The organism is Xanthomonas sp. CFBP 8445, assembly GCF_025666235.1.
In the GTDB taxonomy this organism is placed as follows: Bacteria; Pseudomonadota; Gammaproteobacteria; order Xanthomonadales; family Xanthomonadaceae; genus Xanthomonas_A; species Xanthomonas_A indica.
Map to the genome: position 1 here is coordinate 4,534,855 of NZ_CP102594.1, position 17,043 is coordinate 4,551,897.

Genomic DNA, 17,043 nt, shown 5'->3' on the forward strand with positions numbered 1-17,043 from the left:
CTCAGCGCTCCGCCACCGCGGCGCGCATACGCGCGATCACCTCGGCATAGTCCGGTGCATTGAAGATGGCCGAGCCGGCGACGAAGGTGTCGGCGCCGGCGGCGGCGATCGCGGCGATGTTGTCCGGCTTGACCCCGCCGTCGATCTCCAGCCGGATCGGCTTGCCGCTGGCGTCGATGCGGGCGCGGATCGCGCGCAGCTTGTCCAGCGCCGAGGGAATGAAGGCCTGGCCGCCGAAACCCGGGTTGACCGACATCACCAGCACCAGGTCCAGGTCGTCCAGTACCCAGTCGAGGATGTCCACCGGGGTGGCCGGGTTGAGCACCAGGCCGGCCTTGCAGCCGTGCGACTTGATCAACTGGATGCTGCGGTGCACGTGGCGGCTGGCTTCGGGATGGAAGCTGATGATGCTGGCGCCGGCCTCGGCGAAATCCGGGATCAGCCGGTCCACCGGTTCCACCATCAGGTGCACGTCGATCGGCGCGGTGACGCCGTGCTTGCGCAGCGCCTGGCAGACCATCGGGCCGATGGTCAGGTTGGGCACGTAATGGTTGTCCATCACGTCGAAGTGGATCCAGTCGGCGCCGGCGCGCAGCACGGTATCCACTTCCTCGCCGAGGCGGGCGAAATCGGCGGACAGGATGGACGGGGAGATGATGCAGTCGGACATGGCGGGGTCTCAGCGCTTGCGCAGGGTGCGGATACGGTCGTAGGCGGTGTTGAGCTGGCTGGCCTTCTTCTCGGCGCGGGCGCGCAACTCGGGGCTGGCGCTGGCGACCTTGTCGGGGTGGTACTGGGACATCAGCCGGCGGTAGGCCAGTTCGATCTCGGCGTCGGTGGCGTCGCGGGTCAGGCCCAGCTCCCGGTACGGATCCTCGCGCTGGGACAGCTTGAACCAGTCAGCATCGAAGGCATGCCCGATCAGCAGCCCGATCAGCGCGCCCAGCACCGGCGTGGGCCGCAGCAGCAGGGCCCCGGCGATGGCGCCGAGCAGTTTTCCGTACCAGGGCATGGGGCAAGGGCGGGCGCGGCGTCAGGGCCGGCCATTTTACGGCACAGCGGGGCATTCCGGCCGTACACTACGCGGCCCGCCGTCCGCCGCGGGCCCGCCGGGTCCCGGGACGGTCGCCATTGCGAAGTCCGTAGGAGTGCCTGTGTCCACCACGCTGTTGCAATCCGATCTGCCCGGCCTGCCCTTGCGCCACCGCGGCAAAGTCCGCGACGTGTTCGATATTCCCCGCGAGCGCCTGCCGGCCGACGCGCCGCCCGGCGACTACCTGCTGATGGTCGCCACCGACCGCCTCTCCGCCTTCGACGTGGTGCTGCCGGACCCGATCCCCGGCAAGGGCGAGATGCTGTGCCAGGTCTCCAACTTCTGGTTCAAGAAGACCGAGCACCTGATGCCCAACCACCTCACCGGCATCGACGTGGCCGCAGTGCTGCCCGAGGGCGTGGACACCGCGCTGTACGCCAAGCGCGCGGTGGTGACCCGCAAGCTCAAGCCGGTGCCGGTGGAAGCCATCGCCCGCGGCTACCTGATCGGCAGCGGCTGGAAGGACTACCAGCGCACCGGCAAGGTCAGCGGCATCGAACTGCCCGACGGCCTGCGCCAGGCCGAGAAACTGGCCGAACCGATCTTCACCCCGTCGACCAAGGCCGCCGTCGGCGACCACGACGAGAACATCGACTTCGACGCCATGGTCAAGACCGTGGGCGCCGAACTGGCCGAGCGCGTGCGCGACGCCACCCTGCGCATCTACCGCTTCGCCGCCGACTTCGCCGCCGAGCGCGGCATCCTGCTGGCCGACACCAAGTTCGAGTTCGGCACCGACGCCGACGGCCGCCTGTACATCATGGACGAGATGCTGACCCCGGACTCCTCGCGCTACTGGCCGGCCGACGAATACGAAATCGGGACCAGCCCGCCGAGCTACGACAAGCAGTTCGTGCGCGACTACCTGGAGACGCTGGACTGGGGCAAGACCGCGCCCGGCCCGCGCCTGCCGCAGGACGTGATCGACCGCACCCGCGCCAAGTACGCCGAGGCGCTGCAGCGGCTGGCGGGGATTTCGGTCGACTGAGTGGGGTCGTGCGCCGGGATGCGCCGGCGCGTGAGGGTGGTCGCTGAAGGCGGCCGCCTTGCGGCCCGTGAGGTAATTGCTGCCGCTTCACGATCGGATGCGCATGGATGTTCATCGCGAACGGGCTGTGCTCCGTCGCGGCGCACCGGTGTTCGATAGCGGATTGCTCGGGCTACTTTCCGCCCTGGCAGTGTGAGCCGTAGAGATGGCGGAAACACCTCGCCTCCGCTTCACGACATGATGATCCTGGTGAACTAAACTTACCCGCCCGAAGGGCGATTGCCCGCCCGACCCGATCAGGAGGATCCGTTGGCTATCGCACGCCCCATTCTGACGTCCCTGGCATTGGCTGCGGCCCTGGTCGCGTGCAAGGCGCAACCGGCCGGCTCCACGGTCGCGGCGTCGACAGCCGCCCCCGCGCAGGCCGCGCCCACCGCAGCCGCCCCGCGTTGCCAGGATGCCGATTTCGACGCCTTCCTCAAGCGCTTCAGCGCCGACATCGCGGTCCAGGAAAAGGCCACCGCAAACCCGTTGACGATGATCCACATCGACCCGGACGCGCAACCGGAACCGGCGCCGGTGACCCGCAACGTGCCCCTGGCCGAGGTCGAATGGCCGGTGATCCCTAATCTGGAGGCGGCTCGCAAGGGCGGGCGTGAGGTCGTGGTAACGCAGAACGCCGAGGGCCGTCAGGTCCTGGTGCGCACGCCGGATACCAGCGACCAGCAGGTCTACCAGTTCGCGCAGAAGCCGTGCTGGACGCTGGTGAAGGTCGACGATCAGGGGTTGTAGACGTGACTGACTGGTCATGGACGTGCTGCCGACATTCCTTCCTACCTGCGTCTTAAGGTCGGTGGCCGCCGACTCGCGGCGAGCCGGATGGGCGCTCTGCGCGGCATTTGCCCACAAGACCGACCCCGCAGTGCACGGCAGCGCGCTTTGTCACTGGTTGTAATCTCGAACAGCAGATTTCAGGCTGCGTAACCGCTCGCCAAGGAGGCGCCGATGCCACATCCGATCACCCTGTCTTCCGCTTTCGGCCTGACGTTGATGCTCGCCGCCTGCGGCGGCCAACCCCACCCTGCGAGCGACGCGGCACCGAAGGCGGCGGCGACTGAAGCCGCTCCTGCGCCTGCGACACCCGATTCGGCCAGAAAAGGAAAAGACGGCATGATCAAGGAATGCCCTGGAGCGCGTCTGCATTTGACCCCGCTTCCTGCTGCGGACGCGTCCGCTCCCGCCAAGACCCAGGTCGCCCTGGAGCGCAACGGACAGCAGCAGATGCTCGCGCCCCCGCCGGAGATGGCCGACTACACGGCCGTGGGACTGGGCTGCAGCGAAAACGCCAAGGGCGACACGTACTTTGTCGTGCAATACGGCGAACTGCCGTACGGCTGCGAGTTCTGCGAGTGGTTCTTCCTCTACGACGGCAAGGGCCAATTGCTCAATCATGCCAATCCGCCGCTGCGCGAAGAACAGGGGCAGCAAAGCCCGAACAACGACGAATACGAACACCAACTGGAGGCACTGGGCCTGAAGCATCCGGACATGGAGCCCTTCCTGCCTTGAGCCAAGCATGATCATGCGCCGAGGAACGGCGCATGGCACACGCAGTACGCAGTACATGGAGCAACACCCACCCCAAGGAAGAATCCGTCTCACAGAAAGGAACGCACATGAGCGACAACAACACGATCTACAACGACATGGTGCAGCCGCGGGGGCCCGCCTACCGCAGCGAGAACGTCAAGCCCTGGAGCCACTACCGCGAACCCATCGACACCAACGATGGCCGTCTGCATGGCGAGTCGCGGCGCTGGGGCGATGCCACACCAGAAACGCAGTCCAGGGTGATCGACAGCCTGATGGACGCCTCGCGCAAGGCCGGCCTGTCGTCGCGGGAAACCGCCTATGTCCTGGCCATCGCGCGGGTCGAATCCGGCTTCAATCCGGATGCGGCTGCCGGCACCACTTCCGCGTCCGGCCTCGGCCAGTTCGTCGACCGCACCGGTGCGCATTACGGCGTCAACAATGCCAACCGGTTCGACGTGGACACCCAGTCGCGCGCACTGGTGCAGCACTACATCGACAACCGCGACCTGGCGCAGCGCCGCGGCCAGGGCGAAGACCACATCTACAAGTATCACCACGATGGCCCGAGCAAGGACTACGATGGCCTGGCCATTTCGCGGCGCGAAGTGACGCCTTATCTCGACCGTTATCAGCAGTTCGTCGAGCAGCACCAGTCGCGCACCCAGGGACAGGGGCAAGGGCACGGGCAGGCACAGGAGCAGGGACGCAGCCAGCAGCACACGGCTGCGCTGGCACAGCAGCCGCAAGCCGCCAGTCACAGCACATTCCAGCAGACGATGGAGCGCATGCTGCCGAGTCAGGGCAAGGTCGATCCGCACATCACCGGGCACTACGGCGAACACCGCGCGCGTGGCCCGCACGGCGGTACCGACTTCAACTACGAAGGCGGCCAGACGGGAATCAACCGGCAGCATCCGACGGTGCACGCGCCGATCTCCGGCACCGTGACCTTCTCCGGCGGCCAGTACGGCACGGTGAAGATCCGCGATGCGCAGGGCAACTCGCACGAAATCCTGCACCTGGATTCGCGCTCGGTGAAGGAAGGCGACGTGGTGCGCGCCGGCGATGCGATCGGCACCATGGGCGGACGCGGCCCGAACGGAGCGAACCAGTACGCGCAGCATGTGCACTACCAGATGCACGATGCGAACGGGAAGGCCGTCAGTCCGGAGACGTGGTGGAACCGCGGCCAGCAGGTCGAGGCCCATGGCCGCGATCAGGCGCAGCAGGGCAACGGCACGCTGCGCCAGGGCGACCGCGGCCCGGAGGTGCGTGAGTTGCAGCAGCAGCTCAACCGCCTCGGCATCCGCGACGCGCAAGGCCGTCCGCTGGCCGAGGATGGCCGCTTCGGCGACAACACCCAGGAGGCGGTGACCGCTCTGCAGAAACAGCGCGGCCTCACCCAGGACGGCATCGTCGGCCGCGACACCCGTGCCGGGCTGGCGGCTGTCGAGCAGGCGCAAGCCAAGCCGGTGAAAGGCCCGCAGCTCGGCGAGCCCGGCCACCCGGATACCCCGCTGTACGACAAGATGCGCACGGAAGCCGATCGGGGTGCCGAGAAGGCCAATCCGCCGCATGCCAAGCTGTCGAGCGAGGCGGTGGCCAATCTCACCTTGCAGGCCAAGCAGGCCGGGATCGATAGCCCCGACAAGCTGAAGGAGGTCAGTGTGGCGAACGACAAGGCCTTCGTCGCCGGGAACACGCCGGGCTTCCGTGCGGTGGTGGACCTGCAGCAGCCGGCACCGCCGCTGGAGCAGACCAGCGCGCAGTTGGCCCGCCAGTCCGCGCAGCAGCAGGAGTCGGTGCAGCGCGAGCAGCAGCAGGAAGCGAACAGGAGCATGGCGCGCGCCTGAGCCGCCAAGCAGCGATGGGGCGATCGCGCCGACAGCGCGGTCGCCCCTGATCGGCGACGCCACCGCTTGCCTGTGGTAACCGGCCAGGCGGCGTCCGACGCGTCTCGGACCTCGTTCGTCCAAACGGAAAAGCACGTCTCATACCTGCTTCGGGCACGATCGAGCCGCCTGCAAGGTCCTCCTGTAGGAGCGGCTTCAGCCGCGACGGGCGCGTTCCCGCTCAAACCTGTCGCGGCTGAAGCCGCTCCTACGGGACACGTCCCAGAGATTCTAGAGCCCCTCGAAAGGTCGCTCCGCTGGCCGGGCAGCCTGCATGCTGGCTGCGCGGGCGGGGAACTTTGCGGAGTCGGGTCCAACCGGCAAACGGGAAGGACGTCCGTGCCGCAGGCAACGGCTATCCGCTCCGCCGGATCGCCGCAGACGATCCCGTCGCCGCGCTCCTCGCCTCCCGCGGCCCAGTGTCTCCGCATCGCGCCAGCGATGGCGCTATGCTGGGCCGGTTCCTGGGAGGGAAGATGGATACCACCGCCTACGCGCGCCCGATCGACCGCTATTTCGCCAGTTATTCCGACGATCACCGCAATGCCGCCAATCAGCGCATCCACGTGGTCGCGGTGCCGGCGATCCTGTGGTCGGTGGTGGCGCTGCTGTGGTGTATCCCGGTGGGCGGCACCTGGTTCCAGAGCGGGCTGTGGGCGGCGCTGGGCATGTTCGCGGCGTGGATGTACTACAACCGCCTGTCGCGCCCGCTGGGCTACGGCATGCTGGCGGCGTTCTTCTTCTGCGGCTGCCTGTGCCGGCTGCTGGAGGCGCACCTGGGTCTGCAGGGGCTGCTGTGGCTGGCGATCGGCGTGTTCGTGGTGGCCTGGATCGCGCAGTTCATCGGCCACGCGCTGGAAGGCCATCGGCCCAGCTTCCTCACCGATCTGACCTACCTGCTGATCGGCCCGGCCTGGGTGATGGCCAAGCTGTACCGGCGCATGCACTGGCGCTACTGAGCGCGGCCGAGAACGCTGCCGGGCATCGCCAGTAGGCGGGGACGCCGGGCTTCTTCCCCTCGTCCACTCGATTGCCGCCCTCATCGGCATCGAGCTGGCGACTGCCGCGGTGCGACATCGCATCAACCCTGCGTCACCGTGTCCCCGGTCTCCAGACCCAGCATCGCCGCATCCGGCGCGAAGGCGCGCGGCGCATAGCCGAAATCCTGCCGCGCCGGTTGCAGATCGAACGCCAGGTCCTCGCGCATGCGCTGCAGCGCGGCGCGGTTCATGCCCTGCAGGCGGCCGCAGGCGTGGGCCAGCGCCAGCGCCAGCGCGAACAGCGCGTGCGGCAGCGACAGCAGCCGCGCCGGTGGCCTTAGTACGGCCAGGACCCGTCGCACCATCTCGCGATAGCTGAGCGTCTCGCCGCCACCAAGGGCATAGCTGCGCCCGTGCGTGGCCGGATGCGCCAGCACCGCCAGCGCCGCGTCGGCCAGGTCCTGCACGTGCACCGGCTGGCGCAGGCCGCTGGCGCTGCGTGGCAGCACGAACCAGCCGGTGCGCCGCGCCAGCGCCGCGATCGCGCTGAGGGTGCGGTCGCGGCCGGCGCCGTAGACCAGGGTCGGCCGCAGCACGGTCGCGGCCGCACCGCGCTCGGCCGCGACCGCGAACACGATGGCTTCGGCCTCGCGCAGGCGCCGGGCGACGTCGCGCTCGGCGGCATCCAGCGAGTCGCGCTTGACCTCCAGGCTGGTGGAGCCGAAGGCGACCACGCGCGCGGCCGCGACCGGCGCGCGCCGGTACCAATCGGCGAAGGCGTCCAGCGGCCCGCAACTGAACACCACCTCGGCCGCCACCGGCGGCGCCTGCAGCGCGCTGAGTTCGCCGACATGCCAGTGCAGGCCCGGCTGCGCCGCGCGCGCCTGGCGGGAATAGGCATGCACCTCCCAGCCGGCGGCCAGCAGGCGATGCAACAGGCGCTCGCCGATCTGGCCGCTGCCGCCGAACACCAGCGCAATGCGCGGCGACGCGAGGGACGAAGAGGAAGCGGATGCGGCGGCAGGCGAATCGGTCATCGACACAGGATAGTGCGTGCGCCGCCGTTTGCGGCCGCCACCGCGCCGGATCGTTCCGCTGCACGGCGCGCCACGTCTGGCAGAGGCCGGCAAGGCGCGATGCAGAGAGGCGCGAGGCGCCGACGATCGCCACGCTCTTCGACGATCTCGCCCGCGCCGCACGCGCCCTCGTCAGCAGCGAGCGCCGCGAGGACCTCTGCTGCACAACGCGGCCACACAGGGCGATGCTCGCGCGATACGGCAAGCGCACGCGTGCAGCGCCGGCGTTCGACATCGCCCATGCCACGCGCGCTCGCAAGCGCGTCACTTGCCCGCAGCTACGCTGTCGGCATGACCGTGCCCGTCTTCCGTTCCCGCGCCGGCCACCGCCGTGATGCGCCTGTTACACTCGGGCTCCTGCTCGCGAATCTCGTATTCCCTGCATGATCCCAGCCCTCGACCTCCTGCTGGCCTTGCCGTTCCTGATGGCAGTGGCCGTGGTTGCCCTGCGCCACCGCTCGCGCGCCACCCTGGCCTGGGCCGCGGCGCTGGCGCCGTTGGCGGGACTGGCGGTGCTGGGCGCGCTGACGCCGACGGTGCTCGAAGGCGGCATCGTCCGCGCCGACCACGCCTGGCTGCCGCAGATCGGCCTGCAGTTCTCGCTGCGCCTGGACGGCCTCGCCTGGATGTTCGCCGGCCTGGTGCTGGCGATCGGCGCGCTGGTGGTGATGTACGCGCACTATTACCTGAGCGCGCGCGAGAACGCGGCGCGCTTCTATGCCTGCCTGCTGCTGTTCATGGGCGCGATGCTGGGCATGGTGATCGCCGGCAACCTGCTGCTGCTGATGGTGTTCTGGGAACTGACCAGCATCAGTTCGTTCCTGCTGATCGGCTTCTGGTCGCACCGCCAGGACGCGCGCGACGGCGCGCGCATGGCGCTGGTGATCACCGGCGGCGGCGGCCTGGCGTTGCTCGGCGGCGTGCTGCTGCTCGGGCGCATCGTCGGCAGCTACCAGCTCGACGCGGTGCTCGCCGCCGGCGACGCGATCCGCGCCAGTGCGCTGTATCCGTGGGCGCTGGGGCTGATCCTGCTCGGCATCTTCACCAAGAGCGCGCAGTTCCCGTTCCACTTCTGGTTGCCGCACGCGATGGCCGCGCCCACCCCGGTGTCGGCGTACCTGCACTCGGCGACGATGGTGAAGGCCGGCGTGTTCCTGCTGGCGCGGCTGCATCCGGCGCTGGCCGGCAGCGACCTGTTCTTCTACACGGTCAGCGGCATCGGCGCGATCACCCTGCTCACCGGCGCCTGGTTCGCGATCTTCCAGCACGACCTCAAGGGCCTGCTGGCGTATTCGACGATCTCGCACCTGGGCCTGATCACCATGCTGTTCGGGCTGTCCACGCCGATGGCGGTGGTGGCCGGCGTGTTCCACATCCTCAACCATGCGGTGTTCAAGGCCTCGCTGTTCATGGCCGCCGGCATCATCGACCACGAGACCCACACCCGCGACATGCGCCGGCTCGGCAACCTGCGCCGCTGGATGCCGATCACCAGCGCGCTGGCGATCACCGCCTCGCTGTCGATGGCCGGCATCCCGCTGCTCAACGGCTTCCTGTCCAAGGAGATGTTCTTCGCCGAGGCGCTGGGCGCCGACGGCCCGGCGGCGATGCGCGTGTTCACCGCGACTTCGGCGTTGCTGGCCGGCGTGTTCGGCGTGGCCTACAGCCTGCGCTTCGTCTACGAGACCTTCTTCGGCCGCGGCCCGCGCGACCTGGACGCGATGCCGCACGAGCCCCCGCGCTGGATGAAGATTCCGGTGGAGATCCTGGTGCTGGTGTGCGTGGCGGTCGGCATCGTGCCGGCGCTGACCGTGGCGCCGGTGCTGCGCGCCGCCGCCGGCGCGATCCTCGGCGATGCCCTGCCCGACTACAGCCTGGCGGTGTGGCACGGCTGGAACGCGCCACTGGCGATGAGCATCGCCGGCGTGGTCGGCGGTGTCGTGCTGTATTTCGGCCTGCGCCGGCTGACCGCGCTGTATACCGAGGTCAGTCGTTCGCTGGGCAAGCGCGTGTTCCACTGGCACGTGCAGACCCTGTTCGGCCTGGCCGCGCGCTTCACCCGCGTACTCGCCAACGGCAGCCTGCAGCGCAGCCTGCGCTGGCTGGTGCTGGCCGCGGTGGTGGTGGCCGCCGCACCGCTGCTGCGCGCGCCGCCGCTGTGGCAGCAGTGGCCGGCGCCGCAGGGCATGCCGCTGCTGGGCTGGGGCCTGTGGCTGCTGATCCTCAGTTGCGCGCTGTCCACGCTGTTCCTGTACCGGCAGCGCCTGCTGGCGGTGCTGGTGCTGGGTGGCAGCGGGCTGGGCGTGAGCCTGGTGTTCGTGTTCCTGTCGGCGCCGGACCTGGCGCTGACCCAGTTGCTGGTGGAGATGGTGACCCTGGTGCTGATGCTGCTGGGCATGAACTACCTGCCCAAGGCCTCGCCACCGGAGCCGCGGCGCTGGCGGCGTTGGCGCGATGCGATCCTGGCGATCGCCGCCGGTGGCGGCATGGCGCTGCTGGCGTATGCGGTGATGACCCGGCCGGCGGCGACCATGGCCGGCGAATTGCTGCAGCGCGCGCTGCCGGAGGCCTATGGCCGCAACGTGGTCAACGTGATCCTGGTGGACTTCCGCGGCTTCGATACCTTCGGCGAGATCACCGTGTTCGGCATCGCCGCGCTGGTCGTGCACGCGCTGCTGCGGCGCGCGCGGATGGCGCCTGAGAAGGTCATGCCCGGGCCGCCGATCAAGCTGCCGGTACCGGCCGACCTGGCGCAGCTGATGTTCCCGCTGACCATGACCGTGTCGATTTTCCTGTTCCTGCGCGGCCACAACGCGCCCGGCGGCGGCTTCATCGCCGGGCTGGTGCTGGCGGTGCCGCTGCTGATGCAGTACGTGATCCAGGGCGCGGCCTCGGTGGAGTCGCGCTTCGGCTTCGACTACATCCGCTGCATCGGCCTGGGCCTGCTGCTGGCCACGCTCGGCGGCATGGCTTCGATGCTGTTCGGCGTGCCGTTCCTGACCAGCGGCCATCTCGACCTGGAGGTGCCGCTGATCGGCAGCGTGCCGCTGGCCAGCGCGCTGATCTTCGATACCGGCGTGTACTTGGTGGTGTTCGGCGGCACCATGCTGACCCTGTCGATGATGGGCACGATCAAGCCCTCGCGCACCCGCGATTCGCAGCGCGGGCAGATCGATCCGGCGCGGCGGTCGGCCATCACCGGGGAGATGCCCTGATGGAACTGGCACTGGCGAGCGCGATCGGAGTGCTGACCGCGGTGGGCGTGTACCTGCTGCTGCGCGCGCGCAGCTTCGACGTGATCCTGGGCATGACCGTGCTGTCCTACGCCACCAACCTGCTGATCTTCGCCGGCGGCCGACTGGTGCAGGGCAAGGCGCCGGTACTGCGCGACGGCATCGCCCCGACCCTGGCCGAACACGCCGATCCGCTGCCGCAGGCGCTGGTGCTGACCGCGATCGTGATCGCCTTCGCGATGACCGCGGTCAGCATCGTGCTGGCGATGCGCAGCCGCGGCGACAACCACAGCGACCACGTCGATGCGCGCCCGGACCCCGATCCCGCCGACGGGGAGGCGCCATGACCCATCTGCTGATCCTGCCGATCCTGATCCCCTTGCTCGGCGCGGCGCTGTCGCTGTTCGTGGAGCACCGCCGCTACGGCCGCAAGGTGCGCCGCGTGGTCGCCTGGACCGCGATGGCGGCGCTGGCTGCGGCGGTGCTGGCGCTGTGCGTGCAGGTGCGCGATGGCCAAGTCCACGCCTACCTGCTCGGCGACTGGCCCTCGCGGCTGGGCATCGTGCTGATGGCCGACCGCCTGTCGGCGTGGATGCTGGCCACCACCACCCTGCTCGCCGGCGCCTGCCTGCTGCACGCCTGCGCCGGCTGGGACCGCCGCGCGCCGCATTTCCATGCGCTGTTCCAGTTCCAGCTGGTCGGCCTCAACGGCGCGTTCCTGACCGGCGACGTGTTCAACCTGTTCGTGTTCTTCGAGGTGATGCTGATCGCTTCCTACGGCCTGCTGCTCAGCGGCGGGCGCAGCCTGCGCCTGCGCGTGGGTTTCCACTACGTGGTGTTCAACGTCACCTCCTCCACCGTGTTCCTGATCGCGCTGGGCCTGCTGTACGCACTGCTCGGCTCGCTGAACATGGCCGAGCTGTCGCAGCGCGTGGCGCAGGCGCCGCCGCAGAACGTGGCGCTGATCAAGGCCGCGTTCGGCCTGTTGCTGCTGGTGTTCTGCGCCAAGGCCGCGCTGCTGCCGCTGTACCTGTGGCTGCCGGAGACCTATGCGCGCGCGCCGGCGCCAGTGGCGGCGCTGTTCGTGATCATGACCAAGGTCGGCCTGTATGCGGTGCTGCGGGTGAGCACGCTGATCCTGGGCAGCCAGGCGCAGGCGCTGGACGGCTACGGCCGCGACTGGCTGCTGTGGCTGGGCCTGGCGACGTTGCTGCTGGCCGCGCTGGGCGTGTTGGCGGCGGTACGCCTGCGGGTGCTGATCGGCTACCTGGTGATCGTGTCGGCGGCGACGCTGTTCGTGGCCTTCGCCCTGGACGCGCCGGGCACGCTCGGCGCCGGGCTGTACTACCTGGCGCACAGCAGCTTCGTCGCCGCGGCGCTGTTCATGATCGCCGACCTGATCCGGCGCCGCCGCGGCGGCGCCAGCGACCGCAAGGAGATCATCGCGCCGCTGCCGGGCAAGACCGTGCCCGGCGTGCTGTTCCTGATCGCGGCGATCTCGGTGGCCGGGCTGCCGCCGCTGTCCGGCTTCCTGGCCAAGGTGGCGATCCTCAGCGCGACCCCGGGCGGGCTGACCGCGCCGGTGTGGGCCGCGGTGCTGCTCAGCAGCCTGATGGTGATCATGGGCCTGACCCGTGGCGGCGTGCGCCTGTTCTGGCGCGTGCCCGGCGATCAGGACACCGCCGAGGACGGCACCGTGGAAGTGCCGCGCCCGGCGCCGCGCAAGGCGCCGGCGCGGCCGCTGGAAACCGCCGCCACCGTGCTGCTGCTCGGCTACGGCGTGGCGATGACCGTGGCCGCCGGGCCGCTGCTGCGCTACAGCGAAGCCGCCGCCGCGCAACTGCTGCGCCCGGCCGACTACACCACCCAGCTGCGCGCCACCGCGCCGATCCTGCGGGAGCCCTGACATGTCCGCCCGTCCCTGGTCGCGCCGCCTGTTCCCGTCCTGGCCGCTGAGCCTGACCGTCATCGCGTTCTGGCTGCTGATGAGCGACAGCTTCAGTCTCGGCCAACTGCTGCTGGGTGCCGGGCTGGGCGTGGCGGTACCGCTGTTCGCCGCGCGCCTGGACCGCGAATTCGCCCGCATCGGCTCGCTGCGCTCGGTGCCGAAGATGCTGTGCGTGGCGGCGTGGGACATCGTGCGCTCCAACGTGGTGGTGGCGCTGCAGGTGCTCGGCCCGGAGAAGCGCATCCACCCCGGCTTCATCTGGGTGCCGCTGGACATCGCCAACATCCACGGCATCGCCGCGCTGACCAGCATGATCACCCTGACCCCGGGCACGGTGTCGGCGGCGCTGTCGGACGACCGCAAATACCTGCTGGTGCACGTGCTGCACCTGGACGATGCCGAGACCGTGATCCGGCAGATCAAGACGCGCTACGAGGCACCATTGATGGAGATCTTCCCATGAACAGCCACATGTTCATCGAGACCACGATCGTGGTGTGCATGCACGTGGTGGCGCTGGCGATGCTGCTGGCGCTGTGGCGGCTGCTGCGCGGGCCGACCGTGCCCGACCGCATCCTGGCGCTGGACACGTTGTCAGTGACCGCCATCGCCGAACTGATGCTGTTCGGCATGTACCTGGATTCGCCGGTGTACTTCGAGGCCGCGCTGATCATCGCCATGCTCGGCTTCGGCAGCACCGTGGTGCTGAGCAAGTACGTGCTGCGCCGGGACATCGTCGAATGATCGGCGTGCTGCAGGTGGGGCTGTCGCTGCTGCTGATCGTCGGCTGCTTCTTCATCCTGGTCGGCGCGCTGGGGCTGGTGAAGCTGTCGGACTTCTTCAAGCGCCTGCACGCGCCGACCAAGGCCAGCACGTTGGGCGTGGGCTGCGTGCTGCTGGCCTCGGTCGGCTACCACCTGTTCCTGGGCCAGGACCCGCAGCCGCGCGAGCTGCTGATCACCGCGTTCCTGTTCATCACCGCGCCGATCAGCGCGCACATGATGGCCAAGGCGGCACTGTCGCTGATGCTGGAACAGCGCCCGCAGGTGCCGGGCAGCGACCATGCCGAGCAGGAAGGCCTGCCGCCGCCGGAGCAGCCGGACGGGCCGTAGCACATCGGGTACCTCGTAGGAGCGGCTTCAGCCGCGACCGGGCGTTCCCGCGACAGCTCCGTCGCGGCTGATCCCACACAAGGGCACAAGAGCCGCTCCTGCGGCAGACGCCAGCCGCTTTTTCGAATCCCCGCTTTCAGCAGCCGCAGGCTGGTCACCACGCATCCCCACTCCCAGCTACTCACGCCACCAACGCCAGCTCCAGCCCCACCCACGCCAGGAACGCCACCAACAGCACCGCGCCCTCGCCGCGGCTCAGCCGCATGTCGCCGCGCAGCATCGGGTACAGCACCACCGCCAGCGCGATCGCCGCCGGCAATTCCAGCCGCACGAACGAGGCCGGCAACGGCACTGGCCGCAGCGCCGCCATGCCGCCGATCACCACCAGCAGATTGAACAGGCTCGAGCCCAGCACGTGGCCGACCACCATGTCGCCCTGGCCACGGCGCGCGGCGGCCACCGCGGCGGCCGCTTCCGGCAGCGCGGTGCCGATCGCCACCGGCAGCAGGCCGACCAGCAACGGCGACAGGCCCCAGGCCGCGCCCAGCCGCGGCGCGTGCTCCACCACCAGATTGGCGCCGGCGTTCAACAGCACCAGTGCGATCAGCAGCCGCAGCAGGTTCAGCACCAGCCCGGTGCGGGTCACCGCATAGCCGGACACGCCGAGCTGGCGCGCGGCCGGCTCGTGGCGCGCGCGCAGCAGCAGGAAGGCGACCACGCCGACGAAGGCCACCAGCAGCGCCACGCCTTCGGCGCGCGAGATCGCGCCATCCAGGCCGAAGCCGATCAGCGCCAGCGTCGCCAGGGTCAGCAGCACCAGCAGCGGCGGCAGCAGGCGCGTGCGCAGCAGCAGCGGCGCCGCCAGCGCGGCCAGGCCCAGGGTCAGGCCGAGATTGGCCAGGTTGCTGCCGACCGCGTTGCCCAGCGCCAGGTCCTGCGCGCCGGCTGCGTAGGCGCTCGCATTGACCGCCAATTCCGGCAACGAGGTGCCGAAGGCCACCAGCAGCAACCCGGCCACGAACGGCGAGGCGCCGCAGCGCTGCGCCAGGCCGGAGGCGGCCTTCACGATCGAATCCCCGCCCAGCGCGAGGAACGCCAGCCCCACCAGCACCCACCCGATCGCACCGGCCATCACCGACTCCCTGCCCGCAAGATGCGGCGATTCTATGCGCAGGGTCGATGATGCCGCCGTGGTCGTGCCGCCGCCGCTCATGGCACGCTGCGGCCGCCGGCCGCGCGCGGCCCGCCACGACTGCACCGCGTTCATGCCCGACCGTGTCTGCTAGCGCCTGTCGCGCGCCCGACCGCGTCCCTCCCTTCGCCTCGCCACAGGAGCCGCCCCATGTCCCGTCCCGATCCCACGCCGCCGCGCCGGCGGCCCTGGCCGGCGCTGACCGCCATCGCCGCGATCGCCGCGGTGCTCGCCGCCGCCTTCGCCTGGAGCGCCGGCTGGCTGGGCGGCCCGCAGCGGCTGACCGCGCAGCGCATGACCGACGCCATCGAAGCTGGCGGCCCGCCGCATCCGGGCTTCCGCCGCGCGCACAGCAAGGGCGTGTGCGTCAGCGGCTATTTCGAGGGCAACGGCCAGGGCAGCGCGCTGTCCTCGGCGCGGGTGTTCGCACAGGCTTCGGTGCCGGTGCTGGGCCGCCTGTCGATCGGCGGTGGCGACCCGCATGGCGCCGACGGCGCCGCCCGCGTGCGCAGCATGGCGCTGCAGTTGCGCAGCGACGACGGCCAGGAGTGGCGCACGGCGATGAACAGCTTCCCGTTCTTCGTGGTCGCCAGCCCCGAGGGCTTCATGGCGCAGACCGTGGCCGCGCGCCCGGACCCGGCCACCGGCAAGCCGGACCCGGCGAAGATGGCGGCGTTCCTGCAGCGCTACCCGGAAGCGAAGAAGTTCCAGGAATGGGCCAAGACCGCGCCATGGTCGAATAGCTGGGCCAACACCCAGTACAACGGCGTCAACGCGTTCCGCTTCACCGCCGCCGACGGCAGCACGCACGCGGTGCGCTGGTCGATGCGCCCGCAGACCCCGTTCGCGCCGCTGTCGGCCGAGCAACGCGCCAAGGCCGATGCCGACTTCCTCAGCGAAGACCTGCAGGCGCGGCTGGCGCGCGGCCCGCTGCGCTGGGACCTGGTGCTGACCGTGGCCGCACCCGGCGATCCGGTCGACGACCCCTCGCAGCCCTGGCCGCAGGACCGCCCACAGGTGGTCGCCGGCACCCTGGTGCTGGACCATGCCGAGCCGCAGGCCACCGGGCCATGCCGCGACCTCAACTACGATCCACTGATCCTGCCGCGCGGCATCGCCGGCTCCGGCGACCCGGTCCTGGCCGCGCGCTCGGCGGTGTATTCGCAGTCCTTCAACCGCCGCGAGCGCGAGATCGCCCGCGGCCAGGCGCCCGACGCCACCGGCCGTCCGCACGGAGGTGCACAATGAACCGCGACGACCGCGCCGCGCACTTCAACCTGCTCGCGCGCGTGCTGCACTGGCTGATGGCGGCGATGATCCTGACCATGCTGTTCGTCGGCGTGGGCATGGTCGCCTCGGTGTCGCAGCGGCCCTGGCTGCTGAACCTGCACCGCCCGCTCGGCATCGCCATCCTGCTGCTGGTGCTGGTGCGCCTGGGCAACCGCCTGCGGCACCGGCCGCCGCCGCTGCCGGCCGACCTGCCGCGCTGGCAGCAGGTGGCCGCGCACGCCTCGCACTGGCTGCTGTACGCGCTGATGCTGGCGATGCCGCTGCTGGGCTGGTCGATGCTCTCGGCCGGCGGCTACCCGATCGTGCTGTGGCCCGGCGTGCAGTTGCCGCCGATCGCCCCGCACAGCCCGGCGCTGTACGCCTGGCTGCGCAGCGCGCACGGCTGGCTGGCCTACCTGCTGTTCGCCACGGTGCTGGCGCACCTGTGCGCGGCGCTGTTCCATGCCTGGGTGCGCCGCGACGGCGTGTTCTCGAGCATGGCACGCGGCCCGGCGGCGGACGCGCGGCGCGAGCAGGGGTAGTCCACGCACGACGCGCCCGCGCAGCATGCGCGGGCGCCATGCGCCGCCTGCACTGGCCACGCCACGCGTACGCTGGCCCGCCACGCTCACAGCGGCGGCTCGGGTTCGCCCTTCATCCGACCCAC

Annotated in this window: 17 protein-coding genes; 13 read left to right on the plus strand and 4 right to left on the minus strand. The window is 70.1% G+C overall.

Features of this window, described 5'->3' with window-relative positions:
- Position 1: 1 nt before the first annotated feature.
- Together rpe and NUG21_RS19640 are read right to left on the minus strand one after the other, a co-directional pair.
- The gene (gene rpe / locus NUG21_RS19635) at positions 2-670 is read right to left on the minus strand and encodes a ribulose-phosphate 3-epimerase (RefSeq protein ID WP_160946117.1); all 669 of its coding nucleotides are present in this window, start codon (positions 668-670) and stop codon (positions 2-4) included.
- 9 nt (positions 671-679) lie between these two features.
- The gene (locus NUG21_RS19640) at positions 680-1,012 is read right to left on the minus strand and encodes a J domain-containing protein (protein WP_010341396.1); all 333 of its coding nucleotides are present in this window, start codon (positions 1,010-1,012) and stop codon (positions 680-682) included.
- Between the two features lie 142 nt (positions 1,013-1,154).
- Between NUG21_RS19640 and NUG21_RS19645 the strand changes: the two genes are divergently transcribed.
- The 5 genes from NUG21_RS19645 to NUG21_RS19665 all read left to right on the plus strand — a co-directional run bounded on the left by NUG21_RS19645 (position 1,155) and on the right by NUG21_RS19665 (position 6,525).
- Positions 1,155-2,081, plus strand: coding sequence for a phosphoribosylaminoimidazolesuccinocarboxamide synthase (locus NUG21_RS19645; RefSeq protein WP_019796669.1), 927 nt, complete (start codon positions 1,155-1,157; stop codon positions 2,079-2,081).
- A gap of 309 nt (positions 2,082-2,390) precedes the next feature.
- On the plus strand, positions 2,391-2,873 hold the full coding sequence (locus NUG21_RS19650) for a hypothetical protein (RefSeq protein ID WP_263391782.1): 483 nt from the start codon (positions 2,391-2,393) through the stop codon (positions 2,871-2,873).
- A 213-nt stretch (positions 2,874-3,086) separates the two neighbouring features.
- On the plus strand, positions 3,087-3,650 hold the full coding sequence (locus tag NUG21_RS19655) for a hypothetical protein (RefSeq protein ID WP_263391783.1): 564 nt from the start codon (positions 3,087-3,089) through the stop codon (positions 3,648-3,650).
- 107 nt (positions 3,651-3,757) lie between these two features.
- Complete coding sequence (locus NUG21_RS19660; RefSeq protein ID WP_263391784.1) at positions 3,758-5,527, plus strand: peptidoglycan-binding protein; 1,770 nt, start codon at positions 3,758-3,760, stop codon at positions 5,525-5,527.
- A gap of 515 nt (positions 5,528-6,042) precedes the next feature.
- Positions 6,043-6,525, plus strand: a complete 483-nt coding sequence (locus NUG21_RS19665; protein WP_160946114.1) for an Mpo1 family 2-hydroxy fatty acid dioxygenase — start codon at positions 6,043-6,045, stop codon at positions 6,523-6,525.
- A gap of 122 nt (positions 6,526-6,647) precedes the next feature.
- Here NUG21_RS19665 and NUG21_RS19670 read toward each other — a convergent pair whose 3' ends face one another.
- The gene (locus NUG21_RS19670) at positions 6,648-7,583 is read right to left on the minus strand and encodes an NAD-dependent epimerase/dehydratase family protein (RefSeq protein WP_263391785.1); all 936 of its coding nucleotides are present in this window, start codon (positions 7,581-7,583) and stop codon (positions 6,648-6,650) included.
- A 422-nt stretch (positions 7,584-8,005) separates the two neighbouring features.
- On the opposite strand from NUG21_RS19670, the gene NUG21_RS19675 reads away from it, so the two are divergent.
- The 6 genes from NUG21_RS19675 to NUG21_RS19700 are packed head-to-tail and all read left to right on the plus strand — an operon-like array spanning position 8,006 to position 13,915.
- Positions 8,006-10,837, plus strand: a complete 2,832-nt coding sequence (locus tag NUG21_RS19675; RefSeq protein WP_263391786.1) for a monovalent cation/H+ antiporter subunit A — start codon at positions 8,006-8,008, stop codon at positions 10,835-10,837.
- A complete protein-coding gene (locus tag NUG21_RS19680; protein WP_017908199.1) occupies positions 10,837-11,202 on the plus strand; it encodes a Na+/H+ antiporter subunit C in 366 nt (121 codons plus the stop codon). Before NUG21_RS19675 ends, NUG21_RS19680 begins: the two co-directional genes overlap by 1 nt.
- A complete protein-coding gene (locus NUG21_RS19685) occupies positions 11,199-12,761 on the plus strand; it encodes a monovalent cation/H+ antiporter subunit D (RefSeq protein ID WP_263391787.1) in 1,563 nt (520 codons plus the stop codon). Before NUG21_RS19680 ends, NUG21_RS19685 begins: the two co-directional genes overlap by 4 nt.
- A gap of 1 nt (position 12,762) precedes the next feature.
- Complete coding sequence (locus NUG21_RS19690) at positions 12,763-13,266, plus strand: Na+/H+ antiporter subunit E (protein ID WP_160946110.1); 504 nt, start codon at positions 12,763-12,765, stop codon at positions 13,264-13,266.
- Positions 13,263-13,547 (plus strand): K+/H+ antiporter subunit F, encoded by a 285-nt coding sequence (locus NUG21_RS19695; protein ID WP_019797516.1) that lies wholly within the window; start codon positions 13,263-13,265, stop codon positions 13,545-13,547. Before NUG21_RS19690 ends, NUG21_RS19695 begins: the two co-directional genes overlap by 4 nt.
- Positions 13,544-13,915 carry a Na+/H+ antiporter subunit G gene (locus NUG21_RS19700; RefSeq protein WP_019797517.1) on the plus strand — a complete coding sequence of 124 codons (372 nt, stop codon included), beginning with the start codon at positions 13,544-13,546 and terminating at the stop codon, positions 13,913-13,915. Before NUG21_RS19695 ends, NUG21_RS19700 begins: the two co-directional genes overlap by 4 nt.
- A 181-nt stretch (positions 13,916-14,096) precedes the next feature.
- Here NUG21_RS19700 and NUG21_RS19705 read toward each other — a convergent pair whose 3' ends face one another.
- A complete protein-coding gene (locus tag NUG21_RS19705) occupies positions 14,097-15,047 on the minus strand; it encodes a calcium/sodium antiporter (protein WP_263391788.1) in 951 nt (316 codons plus the stop codon).
- 210 nt (positions 15,048-15,257) lie between these two features.
- On the opposite strand from NUG21_RS19705, the gene NUG21_RS19710 reads away from it, so the two are divergent.
- Both NUG21_RS19710 and NUG21_RS19715 read left to right on the plus strand, forming a co-directional pair.
- A complete protein-coding gene (locus NUG21_RS19710) occupies positions 15,258-16,355 on the plus strand; it encodes a catalase family peroxidase (protein ID WP_263391789.1) in 1,098 nt (365 codons plus the stop codon).
- A complete protein-coding gene (locus NUG21_RS19715) occupies positions 16,352-16,918 on the plus strand; it encodes a cytochrome b (RefSeq protein WP_263391790.1) in 567 nt (188 codons plus the stop codon). The genes NUG21_RS19710 and NUG21_RS19715 overlap by 4 nt, the downstream gene beginning before the upstream one ends.
- Positions 16,919-17,043: the final 125 nt, after the last annotated feature.

Coding starts and splice junctions, on each gene's coding strand:
- NUG21_RS19675 (WP_263391786.1), top strand. CDS start 8,006: ATGATCCCAGCCCTCGACCTCCTGCTGGCCTTGCCGTTCCTGATGGCA.
- NUG21_RS19670 (WP_263391785.1), bottom strand. CDS start 7,583: ATGACCGATTCGCCTGCCGCCGCATCCGCTTCCTCTTCGTCCCTCGCG.
- NUG21_RS19680 (WP_017908199.1), top strand. CDS start 10,837: ATGGAACTGGCACTGGCGAGCGCGATCGGAGTGCTGACCGCGGTGGGC.
- NUG21_RS19685 (WP_263391787.1), top strand. CDS start 11,199: ATGACCCATCTGCTGATCCTGCCGATCCTGATCCCCTTGCTCGGCGCG.
- NUG21_RS19705 (WP_263391788.1), bottom strand. CDS start 15,047: ATGGCCGGTGCGATCGGGTGGGTGCTGGTGGGGCTGGCGTTCCTCGCG.
- NUG21_RS19660 (WP_263391784.1), top strand. CDS start 3,758: ATGAGCGACAACAACACGATCTACAACGACATGGTGCAGCCGCGGGGG.
- rpe (WP_160946117.1), bottom strand. CDS start 670: ATGTCCGACTGCATCATCTCCCCGTCCATCCTGTCCGCCGATTTCGCC.
- NUG21_RS19665 (WP_160946114.1), top strand. CDS start 6,043: ATGGATACCACCGCCTACGCGCGCCCGATCGACCGCTATTTCGCCAGT.
- NUG21_RS19710 (WP_263391789.1), top strand. CDS start 15,258: ATGTCCCGTCCCGATCCCACGCCGCCGCGCCGGCGGCCCTGGCCGGCG.
- NUG21_RS19655 (WP_263391783.1), top strand. CDS start 3,087: ATGCCACATCCGATCACCCTGTCTTCCGCTTTCGGCCTGACGTTGATG.
- NUG21_RS19715 (WP_263391790.1), top strand. CDS start 16,352: ATGAACCGCGACGACCGCGCCGCGCACTTCAACCTGCTCGCGCGCGTG.
- NUG21_RS19700 (WP_019797517.1), top strand. CDS start 13,544: ATGATCGGCGTGCTGCAGGTGGGGCTGTCGCTGCTGCTGATCGTCGGC.
- NUG21_RS19640 (WP_010341396.1), bottom strand. CDS start 1,012: ATGCCCTGGTACGGAAAACTGCTCGGCGCCATCGCCGGGGCCCTGCTG.
- NUG21_RS19695 (WP_019797516.1), top strand. CDS start 13,263: ATGAACAGCCACATGTTCATCGAGACCACGATCGTGGTGTGCATGCAC.
- NUG21_RS19690 (WP_160946110.1), top strand. CDS start 12,763: ATGTCCGCCCGTCCCTGGTCGCGCCGCCTGTTCCCGTCCTGGCCGCTG.